15 protein-coding genes are annotated in these 20,405 nt (G+C 53.7%); 8 read left to right on the forward strand and 7 right to left on the reverse strand.

All coding sequences use genetic code 11. The annotated features are described in order from the left end of the window. Positions 1-231 precede the first annotated feature (231 nt). From mreB to tldD, 8 genes are all read left to right on the forward strand, one after another. Positions 232-1,275 carry a rod shape-determining protein MreB gene (gene mreB, locus N6G83_RS37905; protein WP_021180765.1) on the forward strand — a complete coding sequence of 348 codons (1,044 nt, stop codon included), beginning with the start codon at positions 232-234 and terminating at the stop codon, positions 1,273-1,275. 96 nt (positions 1,276-1,371) lie between these two features. Continuing rightward, positions 1,372-2,364, forward strand: coding sequence for a rod shape-determining protein MreC (gene mreC, locus N6G83_RS37910; RefSeq protein ID WP_024527964.1), 993 nt, complete (start codon positions 1,372-1,374; stop codon positions 2,362-2,364). Further along, positions 2,361-2,849 carry a rod shape-determining protein MreD gene (gene mreD / locus N6G83_RS37915; protein WP_024483772.1) on the forward strand — a complete coding sequence of 163 codons (489 nt, stop codon included), beginning with the start codon at positions 2,361-2,363 and terminating at the stop codon, positions 2,847-2,849. The genes mreC and mreD overlap by 4 nt, the downstream gene beginning before the upstream one ends. Positions 2,850-2,859: 10 nt before the next feature. Further along, a complete protein-coding gene (locus tag N6G83_RS37920; protein WP_211135803.1) occupies positions 2,860-3,444 on the forward strand; it encodes a nucleoside triphosphate pyrophosphatase in 585 nt (194 codons plus the stop codon). Between the two features lie 86 nt (positions 3,445-3,530). Continuing rightward, complete coding sequence (gene rng, locus N6G83_RS37925; protein WP_021180761.1) at positions 3,531-5,000, forward strand: ribonuclease G; 1,470 nt, start codon at positions 3,531-3,533, stop codon at positions 4,998-5,000. A gap of 213 nt (positions 5,001-5,213) precedes the next feature. Continuing rightward, the gene (gene yhdP, locus N6G83_RS37930) at positions 5,214-9,026 is read left to right on the forward strand and encodes an AsmA2 domain-containing protein YhdP (RefSeq protein ID WP_211135804.1); all 3,813 of its coding nucleotides are present in this window, start codon (positions 5,214-5,216) and stop codon (positions 9,024-9,026) included. Further along, entirely contained in the window at positions 9,023-9,880 is an 858-nt protein-coding gene (gene nit1, locus N6G83_RS37935; RefSeq protein ID WP_024527961.1) for a deaminated glutathione amidase, read from the forward strand. The genes yhdP and nit1 overlap by 4 nt, the downstream gene beginning before the upstream one ends. A gap of 7 nt (positions 9,881-9,887) precedes the next feature. Beyond that, positions 9,888-11,333 (forward strand): metalloprotease TldD, encoded by a 1,446-nt coding sequence (gene tldD, locus N6G83_RS37940; protein ID WP_024527960.1) that lies wholly within the window; start codon positions 9,888-9,890, stop codon positions 11,331-11,333. 117 nt (positions 11,334-11,450) lie between these two features. Here tldD and N6G83_RS37945 read toward each other — a convergent pair whose 3' ends face one another. The 7 genes from N6G83_RS37945 to N6G83_RS37975 all read right to left on the reverse strand — a co-directional run bounded on the left by N6G83_RS37945 (position 11,451) and on the right by N6G83_RS37975 (position 20,185). After that, a complete protein-coding gene (locus N6G83_RS37945; protein WP_024527959.1) occupies positions 11,451-11,909 on the reverse strand; it encodes a GNAT family N-acetyltransferase in 459 nt (152 codons plus the stop codon). A gap of 224 nt (positions 11,910-12,133) precedes the next feature. Then, complete coding sequence (locus tag N6G83_RS37950) at positions 12,134-13,303, reverse strand: sugar diacid recognition domain-containing protein (RefSeq protein WP_211135805.1); 1,170 nt, start codon at positions 13,301-13,303, stop codon at positions 12,134-12,136. A gap of 219 nt (positions 13,304-13,522) precedes the next feature. Next, positions 13,523-14,707: a thiolase family protein gene (locus N6G83_RS37955; protein WP_024527957.1), complete on the reverse strand. Its 1,185-nt coding sequence runs from the start codon at positions 14,705-14,707 to the stop codon at positions 13,523-13,525. A gap of 10 nt (positions 14,708-14,717) precedes the next feature. Next, on the reverse strand, positions 14,718-15,455 hold the full coding sequence (fabG, locus tag N6G83_RS37960) for a 3-oxoacyl-ACP reductase FabG (protein WP_211135806.1): 738 nt from the start codon (positions 15,453-15,455) through the stop codon (positions 14,718-14,720). Between the two features lie 64 nt (positions 15,456-15,519). Further along, a complete protein-coding gene (locus N6G83_RS37965) occupies positions 15,520-17,097 on the reverse strand; it encodes an acyl CoA:acetate/3-ketoacid CoA transferase (RefSeq protein ID WP_211135807.1) in 1,578 nt (525 codons plus the stop codon). 52 nt (positions 17,098-17,149) lie between these two features. Further along, positions 17,150-18,505 (reverse strand): MFS transporter, encoded by a 1,356-nt coding sequence (locus tag N6G83_RS37970; RefSeq protein ID WP_186580594.1) that lies wholly within the window; start codon positions 18,503-18,505, stop codon positions 17,150-17,152. 138 nt (positions 18,506-18,643) lie between these two features. Beyond that, the gene (locus N6G83_RS37975; protein WP_211135809.1) at positions 18,644-20,185 is read right to left on the reverse strand and encodes a class I adenylate-forming enzyme family protein; all 1,542 of its coding nucleotides are present in this window, start codon (positions 20,183-20,185) and stop codon (positions 18,644-18,646) included. Positions 20,186-20,405: the final 220 nt, after the last annotated feature.

Raw genomic sequence — 20,405 nt, forward strand, 5'->3', positions numbered from 1 at the left:
GTTAGATTTTATGAGCTGTGTTACTGCCGTTTGGTACGTTGATTTGGTGGCTAGCTGAGCCTTTGTTGAGGGATATCAGGCCCCATTCGCTTTCCGTGCATTCGGTCACAAATAACGCAGACTAATTTTCACCGAAGTAGGACGTTTTTGCGCCTTGTCGCTGCTTCGTGTGGTTGGTAAAGTAGGCGGATTTTATTTTCCGCCCCCAGCTTGCAGGATTATCCTTTCGTTATGTTTAAGAAATTTCGTGGCATGTTTTCTAATGACTTGTCCATCGACTTGGGTACCGCCAATACCCTGATTTATGTTAAAGGACAAGGCATTGTACTGAATGAACCGTCGGTGGTTGCCATTCGCCAGGATCGTGCCGGTTCACCCAAGAGCGTTGCGGCCGTAGGTCATGACGCCAAGCAGATGCTGGGGCGTACGCCTGGCAATATCGCGGCTATTCGCCCAATGAAAGACGGCGTGATCGCCGACTTCTTTGTCACCGAAAAAATGCTGCAGCATTTCATCAAGCAGGTTCATAGCAACAGCTTTATGCGCCCAAGCCCGCGCGTACTGGTTTGCGTACCTGTTGGTGCTACCCAGGTTGAACGCCGTGCGATCCGTGAGTCCGCTCAGGGTGCAGGCGCGCGTGAAGTCTTCCTGATTGAAGAGCCTATGGCTGCGGCGATCGGTGCGGGTCTGCCAGTATCGGAAGCCACCGGCTCCATGGTGGTTGATATCGGTGGTGGTACCACTGAAGTGGCGGTGATCTCGCTTAACGGCGTGGTGTACTCTTCTTCTGTGCGTATCGGCGGCGACCGCTTTGACGAAGCCATCATTAATTATGTGCGCCGTAACTACGGTTCACTGATCGGTGAAGCCACTGCAGAACGTATCAAGCACGGTATCGGCTCAGCCTATCCAGATGACGAAGTGCGTGAAATTGAAGTGCGTGGCCGTAACCTGGCTGAAGGTGTGCCGCGTGGGTTCACCATGAACTCCAATGAAATTCTCGAAGCTTTGCAGGAACCTCTGACCGGTATCGTCAGCGCGGTCATGGTTGCGCTGGAACAGTGCCCGCCGGAACTGGCTTCCGACATCTCCGAACGCGGTATGGTGCTGACCGGTGGTGGCGCATTGCTGCGTAACCTGGATCGCCTGCTGATGGAAGAGACCGGTATCCCGGTAGTGGTGGCTGAAGATCCTCTCACCTGTGTGGCTCGCGGTGGTGGCAAGGCGTTGGAAATGATCGACATGCATGGCGGCGATTTGTTCAGCGAAGAATAGTGAGCAGCCCCAGAATGGAGGGATCGTAGCGGATGACGGTATTAACCTGGCATCTGGTGCGTTCCCCTTTCTGTTGTCGAGGAACGTGCATAATTTATGAAGCCGATTTTTAGCAGGGGGCCTTCCCTGCAACTACGACTTTTCCTGGCAGTGATCGTGGCGATTGCACTGATCGTTGCCGACAGCCGGCTCGGTACGTTCGTTAAAATACGAAACTACATGGACACCGCCGTCAGCCCTTTTTACTTCTTGGCTAATGGGCCGCGTAAAGTTTTGGACAGCGTATCGGAAACGCTGGCTACCCGCCAACAGCTAGAGCTGGAAAACCGTGCTCTGCGGCAGGAACTGTTACTCAAAAACAGCGATAATCTTCTTCTTGGCCAATTCAAACAGGAAAATGCCCGTTTGCGTGAGCTGTTAGGCTCGCCGTTGCGCCAGGACGAACACAAAATGGTCACTCAGGTGATCTCCACCGGTTCAGACCCCTATAGCGATCAGGTCGTGATTGATAAAGGGTCGGACAACGGGGTGTATGAAGGCCAGCCGGTTATCAGTGATAAAGGCGTGGTCGGGCAGGTGGTGGCGGTGGCTAAAATGACCAGCCGCGTCCTGCTGATCTGTGATGCTTCCCATGCGTTGCCGATCCAGGTATTGCGCAATGATATCCGGGTGATTGCCGCAGGCAGTGGCTGTACGGATGACCTGCAGCTGGAACATCTGCCGGGCAATACCGATATCCGCGTCGGGGATGTGCTGGTCACCTCCGGTTTGGGCGGGCGCTTCCCGGAAGGCTATCCGGTAGCTGTGGTGTCTTCGGTAAAAGTGGATAACCAACGCGCGTATACCGTGATCCAGGCGCGGCCAACCGCTGGCCTGCAACGCTTGCGCTATCTGTTGTTACTGTGGGGCGCCGATCGCAACGGTACCATGCCGCTGCCGCCGGAAGAAGTTCACCGTGTTGCCAATGAACGCCTGATGCAGATGATGCCGCAGGTATTGCCACCGGCCGATGCCATGGGCCCACCGGCTCCGCTGCCCGCTCCTGCTACCGGTACCGTTCAGCCGCCACCGGTGGGGACAACCCGATGAATCGCTATCGCAGCAACGGGCGCTGGATTATCTGGCTGTCATTCCTGGTGGCATTAGTGCTGCAAATCATGCCGTGGCCGGAGCAAATCTACATGTTCCGGCCGTCCTGGCTGCTGCTTATCCTCACTTACTGGGTGATGGCGCTACCCCACCGGGTTAACGTCGGCACCGGGTTTATCCTGGGGCTGATCATGGATCTGATCCTGGGTTCCACGCTCGGCGTGCGTGCGCTAGCCATGGGCATCATCGCCTATCTCGTCGCGTTCAAATTCCAATTATTCCGCAATATGGCACTGTGGCAGCAAGCGCTGATCGTCGTGCTGCTATCATTGGCTATGGACGTGGTGGTGTTCTGGGCGGAGTTTTTAGTGATCAACGTTTCTTTCCGCCCCGAGGTGTTCTGGAGTAGTGTGGTCAACGGCGTGCTTTGGCCGTGGTTATTCCTGCTGATGCGCAAGATCCGCCGTCAGTTTGCCGTACAATGAGGTTATAACGATGTTTTCGCTCTATCTTGCTTCCGGTTCTCCCCGTCGTCATGAACTGCTGACTTTGCTCGGCGTACCGTTCGAAGTCATTCTGACGCATACTGAAGAGCAGCGGCAGGAAGGGGAAGCGGCGGAAAATTACGTTCGCCGTCTGGCGCAGGATAAGGCCAGAGCGGGTGTAACCCTGGCGCAACAGGATTGGCCCGTGCTGGGGGCAGATACGATCGTGGTGTTGAACGGCCAGGTGTTGGAAAAACCGCGGGATGAAGAGCATGCGGCGCAGATGCTGGCGGCCTTGTCCGGGAAGCAGCATCAGGTGATGACCGCCGTGGCGATCGCCGATAAACAGGGCGTTTTATGCCAGTTGGTGGTCACCGACGTGACGTTCCGCGATCTGTCACCACAGGATATCTGCGACTATATCGCCACGGGCGAACCGATGGATAAAGCGGGCGCTTACGGAATTCAAGGCAAGGGTGGTTGTTTCGTCAGAACGATAACCGGAAGTTATCATGCGGTGATGGGGTTGCCGCTGGTCGAAACACATGAGCTGCTCAGTCATTTTGTCGCATTACGAGAGGTAAGAACCGGTTGATGCCACCACTAGATTTCCCGTCGCCGCCATAGCGTGAGCGCAGGAAAGATAAGGGGCAGGCGCTACACCGGCTCTGAGGAGAAAGCATGACAGCTGAGCTACTGGTAAACATTACGCCGTCGGAAACGCGGGTTGCCTATATTGACGGCGGCATTCTGCAAGAGATCCATATAGAGCGCGAAGCCAAGCGTGGCATCGTGGGCAATATCTACAAAGGGCGTGTCAGCCGCGTGTTACCCGGCATGCAGGCGGCCTTTGTCGATATTGGCCTGGATAAAGCGGCCTTCCTGCACGCCTCCGATATCATGCCGCACACCGAGTGTGTTGCCGGTGATGAACAAAAGAATTTCTCTGTGCGTGATATCGCCGAACTGGTGCGCCAGGGGCAGGACCTGATGGTTCAGGTGGTGAAAGATCCGCTTGGCACCAAGGGCGCACGCCTCACTACCGATATCACCCTACCTTCGCGCTACCTGGTCTTTATGCCGGGCGCTGCGCACGTGGGGGTTTCCCAGCGTATTGAAAGTGAAGCCGAACGCGAGCGTCTTAAGCGCGCCGTGGCGGGATATTGCGACGATCTGGGCGGCTTTATCATCCGCACCGCGGCGGAAGGGATCGGCGAAGAAGAGCTGGCGCAGGATGCCGCCTTCCTCAAGCGCTTGTGGACCAAGGTCATGGAGCGTAAAAAGCGTAACCAGACCAAGTACAAACTGTATGGTGAACTGGCGTTGGCGCACCGTATCCTGCGCGACTTTGCCGGGGCGGCGCTGGATCGTATCCGCGTCGATTCACGCCTGACGCATGACCAACTGGTGGAATTTACCGGCGAGTACATCCCGGATATCACCAATAAGCTGGAGCTGTATACCGGCAGCCAGCCGATCTTCGATCTGTATGACGTCGAGAACGAGATCCAGCGAGCGCTGGAGCGCAAGGTTGAATTGAAGTCCGGCGGTTACCTGATCATCGATCAAACCGAAGCCATGACCACCGTGGATATCAACACCGGGGCCTTTGTCGGCCACCGCAATCTTGATGAGACCATCTTCAATACCAACATCGAAGCGACGCAGGCCATTGCCCGCCAGCTGCGGCTGCGCAACCTGGGCGGCATCATCATCATTGATTTCATCGATATGAACAATGATGAACACCGCCGCCGGGTATTGCACTCGTTGGAGCTGGCGCTGAGTAAAGATCGGGTAAAAACCACGATCAATGGTTTCTCTCAGCTAGGCTTAGTGGAGATGACGCGTAAACGCACGCGTGAAAGTATTGAGCATGTGCTGTGTAACGACTGCCCGACCTGCCAAGGGCGCGGAACGGTGAAAACGGTGGAAACTGTCTGTTATGAGATTATGCGTGAGATCGTGCGCGTGCATCATGCTTACGATTCCGATCGTTTCCTGGTCTATGCCTCTGCGGCAGTGGGTGAAGCGTTGAAAAGTGAAGAGTCTCACGCGCTGGCGGAAGTGGAAATCTTCGTTGGCAAACAGGTCAAGGTGCAGATCGAACCGTTATACAGCCAGGAACAGTTTGACGTTGTGATGATGTAATACCCCTCACCCCAACCCTCTCCCATGGGGAGAGGGAGCTGGTACGGTGTTGTGGTTAAGTATGGTGTTCTTGATGTGGCTTAATAATCTGTGATGGTCAGGTAAATTTCTGCAACTGATAACGAACTCTTTCGGTCCCCTCTCCCTGTGGGAGAGGGTTAGGGTGAGGGGCACAAGCGTTAGGTTATATATTTGGTCATTAAGGAGAAATGCGTGAGGCGACTGCCCGGGATCCTGTTAGCCACAGGCGCCATTTTGATTGTTGTTGTGGCGTTGCTGATCAGCGGGTTGCGTCTGGTGCTGCCTGAGCTTAACCACTATCGCCCGCAATTGCTGGAAAAGGTGCAGGCGATCGCTGGGGTGCCCATCGAAGCGGACTTTATCCAAGGCAGTTGGGAAACCTTTGGCCCAACGCTGGAAGCCCGCAATATCCGTTTGGCCCTACCAACAAGCACGCTCCAGATCGAGCGGGTCACGCTGGCGCTGGACGTGTGGCAATCCCTGCTGCATTGGCGCTGGCAGTTCCGCGATCTCACCTTCTACCAACTTCAGCTCGATCTTGACGCGACGCTCGGGGGGGAAGGCAGTAATGGTAATGGCCTTACTCCGAACGGGGTCAGCGATCTGTTCCTGTATCAGCTGGATCACTTTGATCTGCGCAATAGCCGTCTCTCGTTCCTGACCCCATCCGGTTCCCGCGCTGAATTCCACATCCCGCAAATGACCTGGCTCAACAGCTATAACCGCCATCGCGCGGAAGGTCAGATCAGCCTGACCAGCCTGAATGGCCAGCACGGTGCGGCACAGTTACGCCTGGATCTGCGGGATGAGCAGGGGTTACTCAATACCGGTACCATCTATATGCAGGCCGATGATATTGACATGAAGCCCTGGTTCAGCCGCTGGCTGCAAACCAATACCGGCCTGGAAAGCGCCGATTTCAGCCTGGCCGCCTGGCTCAATATCAAAAATGGTGCAATCTACAGCGGGAATGCCCTGCTTAATAAAGGTACCGCCAGTTGGTCGGCGGGTAGCGATCAACACCGGCTGGACGTCGATAACCTGGCGCTGGCACTGAGCCGTGAGGGCAACGGCTGGCAGGTGCATGTGCCGGCCCTGAACCTGAAAACCGATGGCCAAGCCTGGGCACCGGGAACCCTTACTGCGCTGTGGTTGCCGGAAAATACCCAATTTATCGGGCCAAATCAGAGTGAAGAACTCCGTATCCGCGCCACCGGCATCCAGTTGGAACGGTTGGAAGCGTTGCTGCCTACTTTTTCGTTCCTCAGCCCGGAAGTGCTGGAGCACTGGAAAGACTTACAACCTCGCGGCATGCTCAGGGCGCTGGCGCTGGATATCCCTCTGCAACAGCCGGAAAAAACCCGTTTTCAGGCGTGGTGGCAGGATCTGAGCTGGCAACACTGGAAACTGCTGCCGGGCGTTGATCACTTTTCTGGCGCATTAACCGGGGGCGTGGAAAATGGCCGCCTGACGCTGGGGCTGAACAACAGCACGCTGCCTTATGGCGATATGTTCCGGGCACCGTTGGAGATCGGCCGTGCGAGCGGGGCGTTGACCTGGCAAAACAACGCTCAAGGCTGGCAATTGGCAAGTCAAAGTCTGGATGTACAGGCCAAATCCTTGTGGATTAACGGTGATTTCCGCTATCAGCAACCGGCCAACGGCGAGCCTTGGCTGGATATTCTGGCTGGCATCCGTTTGTATGATGCCGCCGATGCCTGGCGTTATTTCCCTGAACCGCTGATGGGTAAACATTTGGTGGATTACCTCAGCGAAGCGATCCAGGGTGGGCAGGTTGATAATGCTTCCCTGATTTATGCGGGTGATCCGCAGCACTTCCCGTATGAAAAGAACGAAGGGCAGTTTCAGGTGTTTGTCCCACTACGCCACGCGACCTTCCAGTTCCAGCCGGAATGGCCAGCGCTGAACGATCTGGCGATCGACCTCGACTTTGCCAACAATGGCCTGTGGATGAACGCGCCGCAAACCAAACTGGGTGACGCGACGGGGAGAAATATTAGCGCCATCATTCCGGACTATCGCAAAGAACGCCTGTTGATTGATGCCGACGTTGCGGGCACCGGACAAGCTATCCACGACTATTTCATGCAGACGCCACTTGATGATTCTGTCGGGGCGGCATTAGATGAGCTGCAGGTAGGTGGTAATGTTAGTGGGCGCTTACATCTGAATATTCCGTTGGACGGTGAGCTGGTTAACGCCAGTGGTGAAGTGACGCTGAACAACAACTCGCTGCTGGTCAAGCCACTGGAGAGCCAGCTAGAGAGAGTGAGCGGCAAGTTCCGCTTCGACAACGGCAACCTGCAGAGCGATACCCTGACGGCCAACTGGTTTGGGCAGCCGCTGACGGTCAACTTCGATACGCTGGAAGGCAAACAGGATTATAAGGTTAACGTTGGGCTGAAAGGCGATTGGCAACCGGCCAAGGTTGAAGGCCTGCCGACAGAGTTTGCCAAAAAGCTGGCAGGCAGCGCCGCCTGGCAGGGTAAGGTGGCGATCAACCTGCCGCATAAAGGTGAGCCGAGCTATGAGATTGGTGTGAATGCCGATCTGAAAAAAGTAAGTAGTCACTTACCCTCTCCCCTGAATAAACCCGCAGGGGAAGCGTTACCCGTTAGCGTAAAAGTGAACGGCGGCCTGCAAGGATTTATGCTCAATGGCAGTGCGGGTAAGCAAAACCACTTCAACAGTGAATGGCTGCTGGCTAAACAACAGGTAACACTGGCACGTGCCGCCTGGCAAACCGGTGGTTCCTCTACCCCAACGTTACCCAAAGATAAATCCCTGGTGCTCAAGCTGCCCGCACTGGATGGCGAGCAATGGCTGGGGCTATTGGCACCGGCGATGAAGCAAAGCAGTGGCGCAGGCAAGGTGGGCAACTTTGTGTTCCCAACCAGCGTAACGCTCGAAACCCCGCAACTGACGCTGGGCGGACAGGCGTGGCATAACCTTCAGCTGGCGGTCTTGCAGCAGTTGGCGGGAACGACCGTCACCGCCAAGGGTAAAGAGATTGATGGTAGCCTGTCGATGCCGGATAGGGGCGTGTGGCGCGCGGATCTTGGCTATCTTTACTACAACCCGCAGTTTGCTAGCGGCGACGGCAGTGCTGGCGCTACCAACCCGTTGGACTCTAAGGAGCGGATCTCTTTCCAGGGCTGGTCTTCACTGATGTTGCGCTGTAAATCCTGCTGGATGATGGGGCAGAACCTTGGCACGGTTGAAGCCGACGTTAAACACGAGGGCGACTCGTTAGTGCTCAGTCATGGTCTGGTAGATACCGGCTATGGCCGTATGAGCGCCACCGGCCTGTGGAAACAGAATGCTCAGGAAGAACGTAGTGCGTTAAAAGGTAAACTGCTGGGCAGCAAAATCGATCGCACCGCCAGCTTCTTCGGCGTGATCATTCCATTAAAAGACGCACCCTACGATATTGATTTTGATCTGCACTGGCATGGGCAACCATGGAAACCGCAGATCAATACGCTCAATGGCACCATGAAGGTCGATCTGGGCAAAGGCGAGATCGACAACGTCGGCGGTGGCCGGGCTGGGCAGCTGTTACGCTTGGTCAGTTTCGATGCCCTGCTGCGCAAATTACAGTTCGACTTCCGTGATACCTTCGGTAATGGATTTTACTTTGACTCCATACGCGGCACTATCTGGGCGAAAGATGGCATAATGCATACAGATAACTTGTTGGTGGATGGGCTGGCGGCGGATATCGCCATGAGTGGCCAGATCGACCTGGTGAAGCGCCAGATTGATATGCAGGCCGTGATAGCGCCAGAGATCTCGGCGACGGTCGGCGTGGCGACCGCGTTTGTGATCAACCCGATTGTGGGGGCGGCGGTGTTTGCGGCCTCGAAAGTGCTGGGGCCGTTGTGGAGCAAGATCTCGTTTATCCGCTATGACATTACCGGCAGCCTGGACCACCCAAGTATTCATGAGGTGTTGCGTAAGCCAAAAGAGGATAAATCGCCATGAAAAATGCTAACGTTGCGTTATTACAGCTGTGTAGCGGTGAGCAGATACGGGACAACCTGGCCCAGATTGAGCAGCAGATCAAGCAGCTCAATCCCGGGATCAAGCTGGTGATGACTCCGGAGAACGCCTTACTGTTTGCCAACTCGGCTGCCTACCGTGAACATGCGGAAACGGAAGGTCACGGGCCGTTGCAGCAGGCGGTGCGCGATATGGCTCGCCGTTACGGGGTATGGTTGCTGGTGGGTTCTATGCCATTGATCAGCCGCGAAGATCCGACACGTATCACCACCAGCAGCCTGCTGTTTGACGATCAGGGGGAAATCCGTGGTCGTTATGACAAACTGCACATGTTCGATGTAGATATCAATGATATCCACGCTCATTATCGCGAGTCAGATACCTATCAGCATGGCCAGCAATTGACGGTGGTTGATACGCCGGTTGGCCGTTTGGGCATGACGATATGCTACGACCTGCGCTTCCCTGGCCTGTATCAGGCGCTGCGCGCGAAGGGGGCGGAGCTGATCTCGGTGCCCGCCGCATTTACCCGCGTTACCGGTGAGGCACACTGGGAGATTTTGCTGCGTGCCCGCGCTATCGAGAACCAGTGTGTGATCCTGGCTCCTGCGCAGGTTGGCCGTCACGGAGCTACCCGTCGCACCTGGGGCCATTCCATGGTGGTAGACAGCTGGGGCAATGTGCTGGCAGAAAACCCCGACGCGGTTTCCGCGCTGAAAGTGCGCGTGAATACCGGCAAGTTGCATACGGTGCGCAAGCAGATGCCGGTGATGCAGCACAACCGATTCCAGCCGACGCTGATTGCGCCGGTTGAAAACTCCTCCAATAAAGAGTGAAAAAATTATGAGCCTGTCGTTTGTCAGTGAGCAGTTACTCGCTGTGAATAAGCTGAGTCATCAAGACCTGTTCTCCGTATTGGGTCAACTGGCCGAACGCCGCCTCGATTACGCCGACCTCTATTTTCAGTCCAGCTACCACGAATCCTGGGTGATTGAGGATGGCATCATCAAAGATGGCTCGTACAATATCGACCAGGGCGTTGGTGTGCGCGCGGTCAGCGGTGAAAAAACCGGTTTTGCCTATGCGGACCAAATCACCCTGAACGCCCTCAACCAAAGCGCACTGGCCGCTCGCAGCATCGTGCGTGACAGCGGCAATGGCAAAGTCCATACGCTGGGTGAGATCGGCTATCAGGCGCTTTATCCTATGCTCGATCCGCTGCAAAGCCTGCCGCGGGAAGAGAAGATCGCGCTATTGCATCGGGTAGATAAGGTGGCACGTGCAGAAGACAAGCGCGTGCAGGAAGTGACGGCCAGCATCACCGGCGTGTATGAACAGATTCTGGTTGCGGCAACGGATGGCACCTTGGCGGCGGACGTTCGCCCGCTGGTGCGTTTTTCCGTCAGTGTGCTGGTGGAAGAAAATGGCAAGCGTGAGCGCGGAGCCAGCGGTGGCGGTGGCCGTTTTGGCTATGACTACTTCCTGGAAGTGGTGGATGGTGAAGTACGTGCCGATGCTTTTGCCAAAGAAGCGGTGCGTATGGCGCTGGTCAACCTCTCTGCCGTGGCTGCCCCAGCGGGCACCATGCCTGTGGTACTGGGCGCGGGTTGGCCGGGCGTATTGCTGCATGAAGCTGTCGGTCACGGGCTGGAAGGTGACTTCAACCGCCGTGGTACTTCAGTATTCAGCGGCCAGATGGGTCAGTTAGTGGCTTCTGAGCTGTGCACCGTGGTGGATGATGGCACCTTGCAAGGCCGCCGTGGATCGCTTGCGATCGATGACGAAGGCGTGCCGGGTCAATACAACGTGCTGATCGAGAACGGCATTCTGAAAGGCTACATGCAGGATAAACTCAACGCACGGCTGATGGGCGTTGCGCCTACCGGTAACGGCCGCCGCGAGTCTTATGCTCACCTGCCAATGCCGCGCATGACCAACACCTACATGCTGGCGGGCAAGTCGACGCCAGAAGATATTATCGCCAGCGTGGAGTATGGCCTGTATGCGCCAAACTTTGGCGGTGGTCAGGTTGATATCACCTCCGGGAAATTTGTCTTCTCCACCTCTGAAGCCTATCTGATCGAAAATGGCCGCGTTACCAAACCGGTGAAGGGGGCCACGTTGATCGGTTCAGGTATTGAGGCGATGCAGCAGATTTCGATGGTGGGCAACGACCTGGCGCTGGACAAGGGCGTGGGCGTGTGCGGTAAAGAAGGGCAGAGCCTGCCGGTAGGGGTTGGCCAACCTACGCTGAAGCTGGATTCACTGACCGTGGGCGGCACGGCGTAATAAGCGCGGTTTTATGTATCAAGCCCTGACCCTCGGTGGGTTGGGGCTAAAGCTAATTACAGCTGGCGCACGATTTATCAAAGAATCAATGTGAAGCCGGATAAGACCCAGCCTGGATTACATGTCTGTATACTCCATATCCTTATGGGGTATGCCATCATCAAGGTATTCGCCGGATACCGTTTTGAAACCGAATCCTTCATAGAATTTGACGAGGTGAGTTTGTGCTGAGAGCTTTATCGCCTTGCCTGGTTCGTCGCCGTGGATTAAGGACATGGTTTTTTCCATCAGCCTGACACCCAATTTCTGACCCCTGACGGAATCATCAACAATCACTCGCGTGATTTTGGCCGCATCCAGAGAATTACCCACATGCAACACTCTCGCGTAGGCGACAAGCTTGCCATCGCTGTATCCGGCAACGTGAAGGGTGCTATTAAGCAGATCCTGTCCATCAATATCCTGAAACGGGCACGTTTGCTCTACGACAAACACTGCCATGCGCAGCGCCAGAATATCATGCAACTGCTGCGCGCTGAGGCTGCTGCCCTTCAATGCCTGCCAGCTTATTTCCATCTTTAACCCCTACTTTGTTTCTTAACCATTAAATTACGGCCTTTCTGGCATTAACGCGTCCGGCTGATGACGGCCAGAATGGTAATGGTGATAACAGCTAGTCGTTCAGTCATCATCATATCATTCCATAACTTAATGAATATACTGAATTTTACGGTGCGATTATCCGGGTGAATAATGATGTTTTCTGACAAAGAGGGTGAGTCTGGGCCGTAGCAACCTGTCTAGACACATCGTTGGGGATCGTTGGTGCCAGCCGTCGCAATAGACAGCAACGTCCCCTGATGATAGTAAAGCGAAATCATCAGTTGGCTAAGCTCTTTGAAGTTAAACGGATCCAATGAGGTCGCTTCTTTGATCTGGTTAAGCCGGTAGGTGAGCGTGTTGCGATGTACCCCAAGTTCCCGCGCCGCGTTTGCCAGTTCGGCATTGTGCGCGATATAGGTACTCAAGGTATTGAGCAGCATTTGACCGGTGCCCAGCATCAGCAATTTATCAATTCTCTGTTTGAAATAAAGGGTGAATGAGCTGCTTCTGGCTTCATTCAACAATCCGCTAAAGGCAAACTGCTGGCCGTTAATGACTCGCGATAGTGGTAACGACTCACGAGCATGTTCTATCATCTCTTTGATCATAAATATCGATTGGCGGAAAATTCCGGCAGAGCCAGACTCTATCCCAATGCCAATAGTGTAATGGCTCAGCTGAGTTTCCATAAATGCGTTAATAGCTTTAACGGTGGCATCGGTCTGGTCGATAGCGGTGATAATTAACAGGATCTCATCATTGCTGAGCAATATTACCCGCTGGGATTTTAAAATATGTGAGAGTTTATTGAGGATGTGATCGATGGTTTGCCCCAATAAATGCCCTCCGGTTTCAATATTGATCAATACCGGCAGCAGGGGTTGAGACAGGTCGATTTCTTGCTGTACCAACTGGTGAAGTATTTCCTTTCCTTTCTCTGTGTCGCCCACTTCCAGATACTGTTTTAGCAGCAGATCCCTGATACGGTATTGCCAGTTCATTTCCCGGATAGCTAAAGACTGTTTAATCAACAGCTCCGCCGCCAGGATGGCCAGCTCGGCGTAACGCGCAATCGCGGCGGGATTGCCACTGATACCTATTACCATAACCACCTGATCATCCACGATAATCGGATGATTGATACCGGGTTGCACATTTTTGTACCGGGCGGCCTGCTGAGCATTTTCTATCGTCATACGCTGGCGGCTTTTTATCACCTCAAATGCCACTTCATGCCGTTCACCGATCCTATGTGGTTCGCCAGAAGCGATAATTATGCCCTGATGATCGATAACATTAACGTTATAATGGATAATACTCATCGCTCGTTTCACAATGGTATTAGCCAGCTCTAAGGTGATCAGCATACTCATACCTTTATGATATAAAACCTCTATTATAGTGAGGGGGGGGGAATATAATATTGAATGTTTCTTGCCAATTTCATGATAACCTTATTCACCCATCAACAGCGCTACGTAGTGAACTTAAAACAATTCAGGCAACTCAATGTGTAAGCCGATGTTTGCCATCCGACCCTCTCTTGGGCAGAGGGCCGGAAATATCTATTGCGCTAACTTAAGAGACTACCTTTCCCGCTCAAACAGCATAGAGATCCCTTGGCCTCCACCGATACACATAGTGGCTAAGCCGGTATTGACGCCACGGCGCTCCATCTCATACATCAGTTTTACAGCGATGATGGCCCCGCTGGCCCCAACAGGGTGCCCCAGCGCAATTGCTCCTCCATTGACGTTCACTTTCGCCGGATCCAACTCAAGATCGTTAATCACCGCCAATGATTGGGCAGCAAAGGCCTCATTTAGCTCAATAAGATCGATATCGTGCACCGACATATTCAACTTTTGCATCAGTTTACGAGTTGCCGGAGCCGGGCCAAAGCCCATGACTTCTGCCTCGCAACCTGCCACTGCCCAGCCTCGGATCACCATCCGAATTGGTAGCCCCAGTTTTTCCGCGTTGGCTCGGGTAGTGACAACTAACGCGGCAGCCCCATCATTGATACCTGATGACGTTGCTGCCGTGACCGTGCCGTCTTTTTTAAACGCCGGTTTCAGCTGCGCATACTTTTCTTTCGGCGTATCCCTTGGATGCTCATCGGTGGCAAACAGACGGCTGTTCTTGCCTTCACGAACCTCCAGCGGCAGGATTTGCGAGGTAAAATGCCCCTCTTTAATGGCTGCCAAGGCTTTTTGCTGACTGCACCAGGCAAACTCGTCCATCGCCTCACGGCTGATGTGAAAACGTTCCGCGACGAACTCGGCGGTCATACCGTTGTGATAAGGGCCTTCCGGCCAGGTTAAAATAGAGACGATGCCGTCTTCCAGCTCTCCGTGCCCAAGGCGATAACCGTAACGAGCCTTGCGAATATAGTGGGGCAGTTGAGTCATATTCTCTGTCCCACAGGCGACGGTGATCTCGGCGTTACCGGTTTGCAGTTCCAGCATGCAATCGACAATCGCTTGCAGACCCGAACCGCACTGGCGGTTTACCGAATAGGACGTCGTTTCGTTTGGTAAGCCCGCGCGCAGTTGGCAAATGCGGGCGATAAAGCCACTTTCCGCGATTTGCCCGACGTTACCTACCACCACCTCATCAATTTGTGCGGGTTGCAGCCCGGCACGGGCCACGGCCTCACGGATCACCGCAGCCCCCAAATCATGCTGGTGCGTATCTTTAAAGCTACCGCCCATGGTGCCGATCGCCGTGCGTACGCCGCTGACGACGACAATGTCATTTGCATTTTTCATTCGATTCTCCTTACAGCACCATGCCGCCGCCGACGTTGATCACTTCGCCATTGATATAGCGTGCCTCGTCGGACGCCAGGAAGGCCACACAATGGCCGACATCAACCGGATCGCCAGCATATCCAGCAGGAATTTTGCCGATCATGATGTCCCAGACTTTTTCCGGCACCCCGCGGGTCATATCGGTTTCGATAAATCCTGGGCAGATGGCGTTAACGGTCACCCCTTTTTTTGCCAGCTCCCGGCAGGCCGTTTTGGTCAGGCCGATCACCCCGGCTTTTGAAGCGGCATAGTTGGCTTGCCCAACATTGCCTAACCAGCTGGCCGAAGAGATATTAATGATGCGCCCGCTGGCACGCTCACGCATCCGCAGGGCGGCTTCCTGCATACAGTGGAAGGTTCCTTTCAGGTTGATATCCATCACCAGATCCCAATTCTCTTCCGTCAGCTTGTGCAACATGGCATCACGGTTAATCCCGGCGTTATTGACCAGAATATCTATCGGCCCCAGCTGCTGCTCGGCAGCAATAAATAACTGGTTAACCTCTTCGCGGTTGGCAATATTACAGGCGATGAAAATGGCTTTATGGCCCGCGCTCACCAATTCGGCAGCGGTTTTATTGCCGCCTTCCTGGTCGACATCACAAATGACTATGGCGGCCCCTTTCTCAGCCAATACCTGGGCAATGCCTCGCCCAAGACCACGGCTGGCCCCGGTGACGATAGCCACTTTATTCTTTAAACACATAGGGTACTCCTTATATTTTAATTCATGACCACACTGAATTAGCGCAGAGATAACAAATATGTTTTTACTGCCTGGCCAGCATTTCCTTCAGACCAAAAGGGGCATCGCAAAATAGTGCCGCGTCCATCTGTTTTAATGAGGGGGAAATAAGCGGCATAAATTCCATTTGTTGTAGGATGTCACGCTCAAGATCGACGCCGGGGGCGATTTCTATCAACATCGGGCCCTGCGCCGTCAGTTCAAACACCGCTCGCTCAGTCACCAAATGCATTTTTTGTTTTTTCTGGCGGGCTATTTCACCGTTATAGGAAATCTGGTTAATCGACCTCACCAGCTTTTTAACCGAGCCCTCCTGCAGGATGGTTAATTGCCCTTGCTGGAATGTCACCTCCAGCCCCTTGGCGGTAAAGGTGGAGCAAAACACCACGTGGTGTGCATTTTGGGTGATATCGATAAACCCTCCAGCCCCGGTACAGCGGTCCCCCATACGGGTGGCATTGATATGCCCGTTAGCGTCCATCTCGCCGGCCCCCATATAGGTAATATCCACACCGGCCCCGTTGTAATAAAGCATCTGCTCCTGATGGTTAATCATGGCGGTCAGGTTTTTGCCGATGCCAAAATCAACCCCGCCGGCCTGTACGCCGCCGTAGATACCTGATTCAACGGTGATGGTGACCGCTTCGCTCACTCCCTCTTCATGGATGATGGTGCCAATAACATCGTTGGGAATACCGGTGCCCAGATTGATCACGCAGTCTGGGGATAGGAATTGGCAAGCGCGGCGGCCAATCACCTTGCGGATGTTGAGCGGGAGCGTTTCCACTTCGCTGGCAGGGGTAATCAGATTGCCGCAATAGGCCGGATCATAGAACCAGGAAGAGGTTTGACGGTGGTCTTGTTCAGGGTCTTCACACACCACAATGGCATCAATAAAATTGCCCGGTACCACGATCTGTTTCGGGTGCAGACTCCCTTTTTCCGCCAGGTTTTTTACCTGGGCTATCACCTTGCCGCCAAAGCGTTTCGCCGCCAGCACGGCCTGCAGGATCTCCAGCTTCATGGCTTCTTCCTCACAGGTGAGGTTGCCAGCGGTATCCGCCGTAGTGCCACGGATGATCACCGTATCCAGCGGGATCGCCGGATAGAACAGATATTCCTCCTCGCGTAGGCTGACCACTTCCACCAAATCAGGCAGGGAGCGGGTCAACGCATTCATTTTGCCGCCTTCCAGCCGGGGATCGATAAAGGTCCCCAGCCCCACTTTGGATAAATACCCGGCCTGACCGGCCGCCATGGCCGTATACAGATGGACAATCTGCCCCTGCGGCAGACAGAAGGCTTCAACCTCATTGGCGGCAATCTTTTCCATCCACTTGGGTGCCAGCCCCCAGTGCGAACCAATAATGCGTTTTACCATGCCTGGCGGAGTAAAATGCTGGTTACCGCGTTCACGATTCGACTGTCCTGCAGAGTGAATATAGGTCAGCCCGTGCGGTGCCTTTGTTTCAAGAAAGCGCTTTTCCAGAGCCTTCAAGATCGACTCCGCAGCCCCAATCAATGTCATGCCGATGGTGCACAGGGTCGAACCGTTATTCACTAACTCTGCGGCCTGCTGAGCCGAAATGACTTTATTTCTCATTATTGCTACCTTACTTCTGTGCGGCGGTGCGCCATGGCACCGCGTTTAGGCTCTATTTCTCAATCACGCTATTCATTGCAGCCGGGGGGCATTGATTGGCCGGTTTATCTTTGCTGCCTGCGGGTTGTTTCACCCGTGCAGCCCCGATGATGGCAAGGGTCTGCAGCACGATGGCAAACCACAGGCCAGCGCTAGGTGACCCGGTTCTATCTTCGAGGAGACCGAACACATAAGGCCCGAAGAACCCACCGGTAATGCCAAGGCAAGCCAGTAATCCCAACCCGCCAGCGAGCATGGGGCCGCTCATCAGCGTGGCTGGGTAGGTAAAGATGATGGATTGCACGACGAAGAACATCGAGGCACCGATACAGAAGCCGATCAGCCCTAATACCGGGCCACCCAGTACGCCAATCAGGAAACCGACGGCCATCGACATAAAGCCGGACACCAGCATGATGCGTGAGCGAGAAGCGGTATTGGCATATTTGGGCAGGAAGAAGCCACCCAAGGCTGCTGCGATCCACGGAATGGCGGTTAGCAGGCCGAGCATCAGAGTGCTCATCTTGCCGTAGCTGTTGATAATGCTGGGCAGGAAATAGGTCAGGCTGTAGACCGAAATCTGATGGGTGAAATAAATCGCCACGATCAGCATGAAGGTCTTATTGGTAAACGCCGTTTTAAAGGAAAACTTCTGGTTCTTATCCACCCCGACCGGTTGCTCTGCAGCCAGCTTGTTTTCAATATACTCAATGTCGGTTTTGGTTAGCCATTTGGCATCGCGTGGTTTATTAGGGAGTACGGCATACACATAAAACGCCAGCAGCACTGCCGGGAGCCCTTCCACGATAAACATCCATTGCCAGCCGTGCAGTCCACCCAGACCATCCAGCATGAGCAATGCGCCGCCCAATGGTGCCCCGACAATATTGGCGATACAGACACCGAGCAGGAACATGCCTACGGCTCTGGCGCGATCTTCACGGCCAAACCAGTAGGTAAGATACAGGATGATACCGGGGTACAACCCCGCCTCTGCCGCCCCAAGCAACAGGCGCATGACATAGAAAGAGGTGGGGCCGGTGACGAAGGCCATACCTGCGGAAATCACACCCCAGGTGAACATGATGCGGGTGATCCAGAATCGGGCCCCGACCCGCGCCATGATCAGGTTGCTAGGGATCTCCATGGTGGAATAAGTCAGAAAGAACAGACCGGCTCCCAACCCGTAAGCGGTAGCGGAAAGCCCAAGATCGATGGACATCGAGGCTCGGGCAATGCCGATATTGGTTCTGTCGATAAAGCTGATGATATAAACAATGATCAGTAATGGCATCAGGTGTTTATATATTTTTGCATTCGTTATTGCCGCCTGGCTTTTCGATGCAATATCTAACGGCCGGTTTGACATGATAATGACTCCTCCTCGTGATGAGGCGATTAAATAGGGTTGCGTTTTCTGCGTTATTATTAGAGGTGCAGATGTTCTGTTATTCTCATGGTGCGCACGTTTCCTGGTGTTGGCGCACTTATTTGACTCAGTTGGATTTCACGTTGCCTGCGTCAATTTTTGTCGTAATGCTAATTTATCGATTTTGCCATTGGCGTTTTTCGGTAATTCCGCCGCAAAGACGATTTTTGATGGTATTTTAAATTTGGCAATCTTATTTGAGAGCCAATGAATAATATTGTCACTCACCAAGGGTTTATTCCTTTGTGCCACAATAAAGGCGACGGCTTCTTCTCCGTAGATTTCGCTGCTGCTGGGAACGATGGCAATCTCCTTGACGCCAGGATAATTCGAGATCAGGTTTTCCACTTCAATGCAGTATATTTTCTCACCACCGCGGTTGATCATGTCCTTGCTGCGATCTTTGATATACAGGTAGTTATCCTGATCGAGGCAGGCGATATCGCCGGTGTAGAACCAGCCGTCGTGGAAGAACTGCTGATTGGCCGCCGGATTCTTCCAGTACTGGCTCATGACCACCGGCCCTTTCAGCCATAGATGGCCAATCTCACCGGCAGCAAGCACCTGGTGATGATCGTCGCGAATTTGGCAACTCAGGCCGGGAATGGGTAAGCCAGAACTGCCTATCTTATCGCTGCTGCGCACATCGAGTGGGAAAATGCTGGCCGGTGAAGAAGTTTCTGTCAGTCCATAGATCGGTCTGATTTCCGTGGTTGGGAACAGTTGTGCGAGCCTTTCGATAATTCCCACGTTCAAATGCCCGGCACCGCAAGCGATCATCCGTAAGCTGGAGTAGTCGCCCGCTTGTGGATACTTTTCCGCTTCTTGCAACAGTAGGATAAACACCGTTGGCGAGCCATGCAGGAAGGTAATGTGATGGTTACTGACGGTTTTTAAAATCTCTTCTGCATTGAATCTTTGCTGCAAATGCAGCGTGCCGCCAAGATGAATAAATAGGCAGAGCAAAGCCGATAGGCCGGTAATATGGCAGATAGGGATCGGCAGGATGGCGCTGTCTTGTTCGGTTAACTTAAGAGCTTGTTGGTAAGCCGTGATAGCCGCAATAAAGTTACCGTGAGTGAGCGCCGCTCCTTTTGGGGAGCCAGTGGTGCCGGAAGTATAAATAATCGCGGCAATGTCATCCGCTACGATGGCGGCAGGCTCTACGGGTTGGATCACCTTTTGGTCATCTGCATTACTCAGCATCAGTTGCCAATCGGCCAGTGACACCACCTGGCTTTGTTGCACGGGTTCCAGCGTCGCCATCCACGGCTGACTGTTGGGATCGTAGAAAACCGCCTTGGCATTAACACTGGACAGGATGATATGGCTGTCTTGCGATTTTAACTTGGTGCTTAACGGCACCACGATAATCCCCAATGCCATTGCCGCATAAAACAGCGAGCAGAATTCAGGTCGGTTACCCAGAGCCAGAACGATCACATCGCCTTTGGTGAGGTTAAAACTCTCTTTCAGACAGGCGGATGATAAATTAACATTATGATTTAAATGGTTATAACTGTATTTATGGCCTTCAAAGAACAGGGCGGTATGCTCAGTTCGGCGCTTAACGCTCTGCTGTAAACTCTGATAGAGGTGTGTGATTTTTGCCTGCTGCATAGGTTGCCCCTTCACCGACATTTACTGATGGTGGTGAGTATAGGGAAAGGCAACGGTGCAAGAATGCGCAAAATTTCACATCTTTCTTCGGCAAACAAGGCTGACGCTTTGTATAAAATGCCAACCCAGGGAGGGCAAAAAAATCGATGTTATGACGAGCTGGTTAGCAAATGTTATCGAAAATGATAAAAATTATGATGAAAAAGGTGAGTTGCGGGTT

The organism is Serratia sp. PL7 (genome assembly GCF_945957435.1).

Bases quoted from the DNA above. Each gene is read 5' to 3' on its own strand.
- tldD (WP_024527960.1), top strand. From the start codon at position 9,888: ATGAGCCTGTCGTTTGTCAGTGAGCAGTTACTCGCTGTGAATAAGCTG.
- mreC (WP_024527964.1), top strand. From the start codon at position 1,372: ATGAAGCCGATTTTTAGCAGGGGGCCTTCCCTGCAACTACGACTTTTC.
- N6G83_RS37970 (WP_186580594.1), bottom strand. From the start codon at position 18,505: ATGTCAAACCGGCCGTTAGATATTGCATCGAAAAGCCAGGCGGCAATA.
- N6G83_RS37955 (WP_024527957.1), bottom strand. From the start codon at position 14,707: ATGAAAAATGCAAATGACATTGTCGTCGTCAGCGGCGTACGCACGGCG.
- N6G83_RS37945 (WP_024527959.1), bottom strand. From the start codon at position 11,909: ATGGAAATAAGCTGGCAGGCATTGAAGGGCAGCAGCCTCAGCGCGCAG.
- N6G83_RS37920 (WP_211135803.1), top strand. From the start codon at position 2,860: ATGTTTTCGCTCTATCTTGCTTCCGGTTCTCCCCGTCGTCATGAACTG.
- N6G83_RS37975 (WP_211135809.1), bottom strand. From the start codon at position 20,185: ATGCAGCAGGCAAAAATCACACACCTCTATCAGAGTTTACAGCAGAGC.
- fabG (WP_211135806.1), bottom strand. From the start codon at position 15,455: ATGTGTTTAAAGAATAAAGTGGCTATCGTCACCGGGGCCAGCCGTGGT.
- N6G83_RS37965 (WP_211135807.1), bottom strand. From the start codon at position 17,097: ATGAGAAATAAAGTCATTTCGGCTCAGCAGGCCGCAGAGTTAGTGAAT.
- rng (WP_021180761.1), top strand. From the start codon at position 3,531: ATGACAGCTGAGCTACTGGTAAACATTACGCCGTCGGAAACGCGGGTT.
- mreB (WP_021180765.1), top strand. From the start codon at position 232: ATGTTTAAGAAATTTCGTGGCATGTTTTCTAATGACTTGTCCATCGAC.
- N6G83_RS37950 (WP_211135805.1), bottom strand. From the start codon at position 13,303: ATGCTGATCACCTTAGAGCTGGCTAATACCATTGTGAAACGAGCGATG.
- mreD (WP_024483772.1), top strand. From the start codon at position 2,361: ATGAATCGCTATCGCAGCAACGGGCGCTGGATTATCTGGCTGTCATTC.
- nit1 (WP_024527961.1), top strand. From the start codon at position 9,023: ATGAAAAATGCTAACGTTGCGTTATTACAGCTGTGTAGCGGTGAGCAG.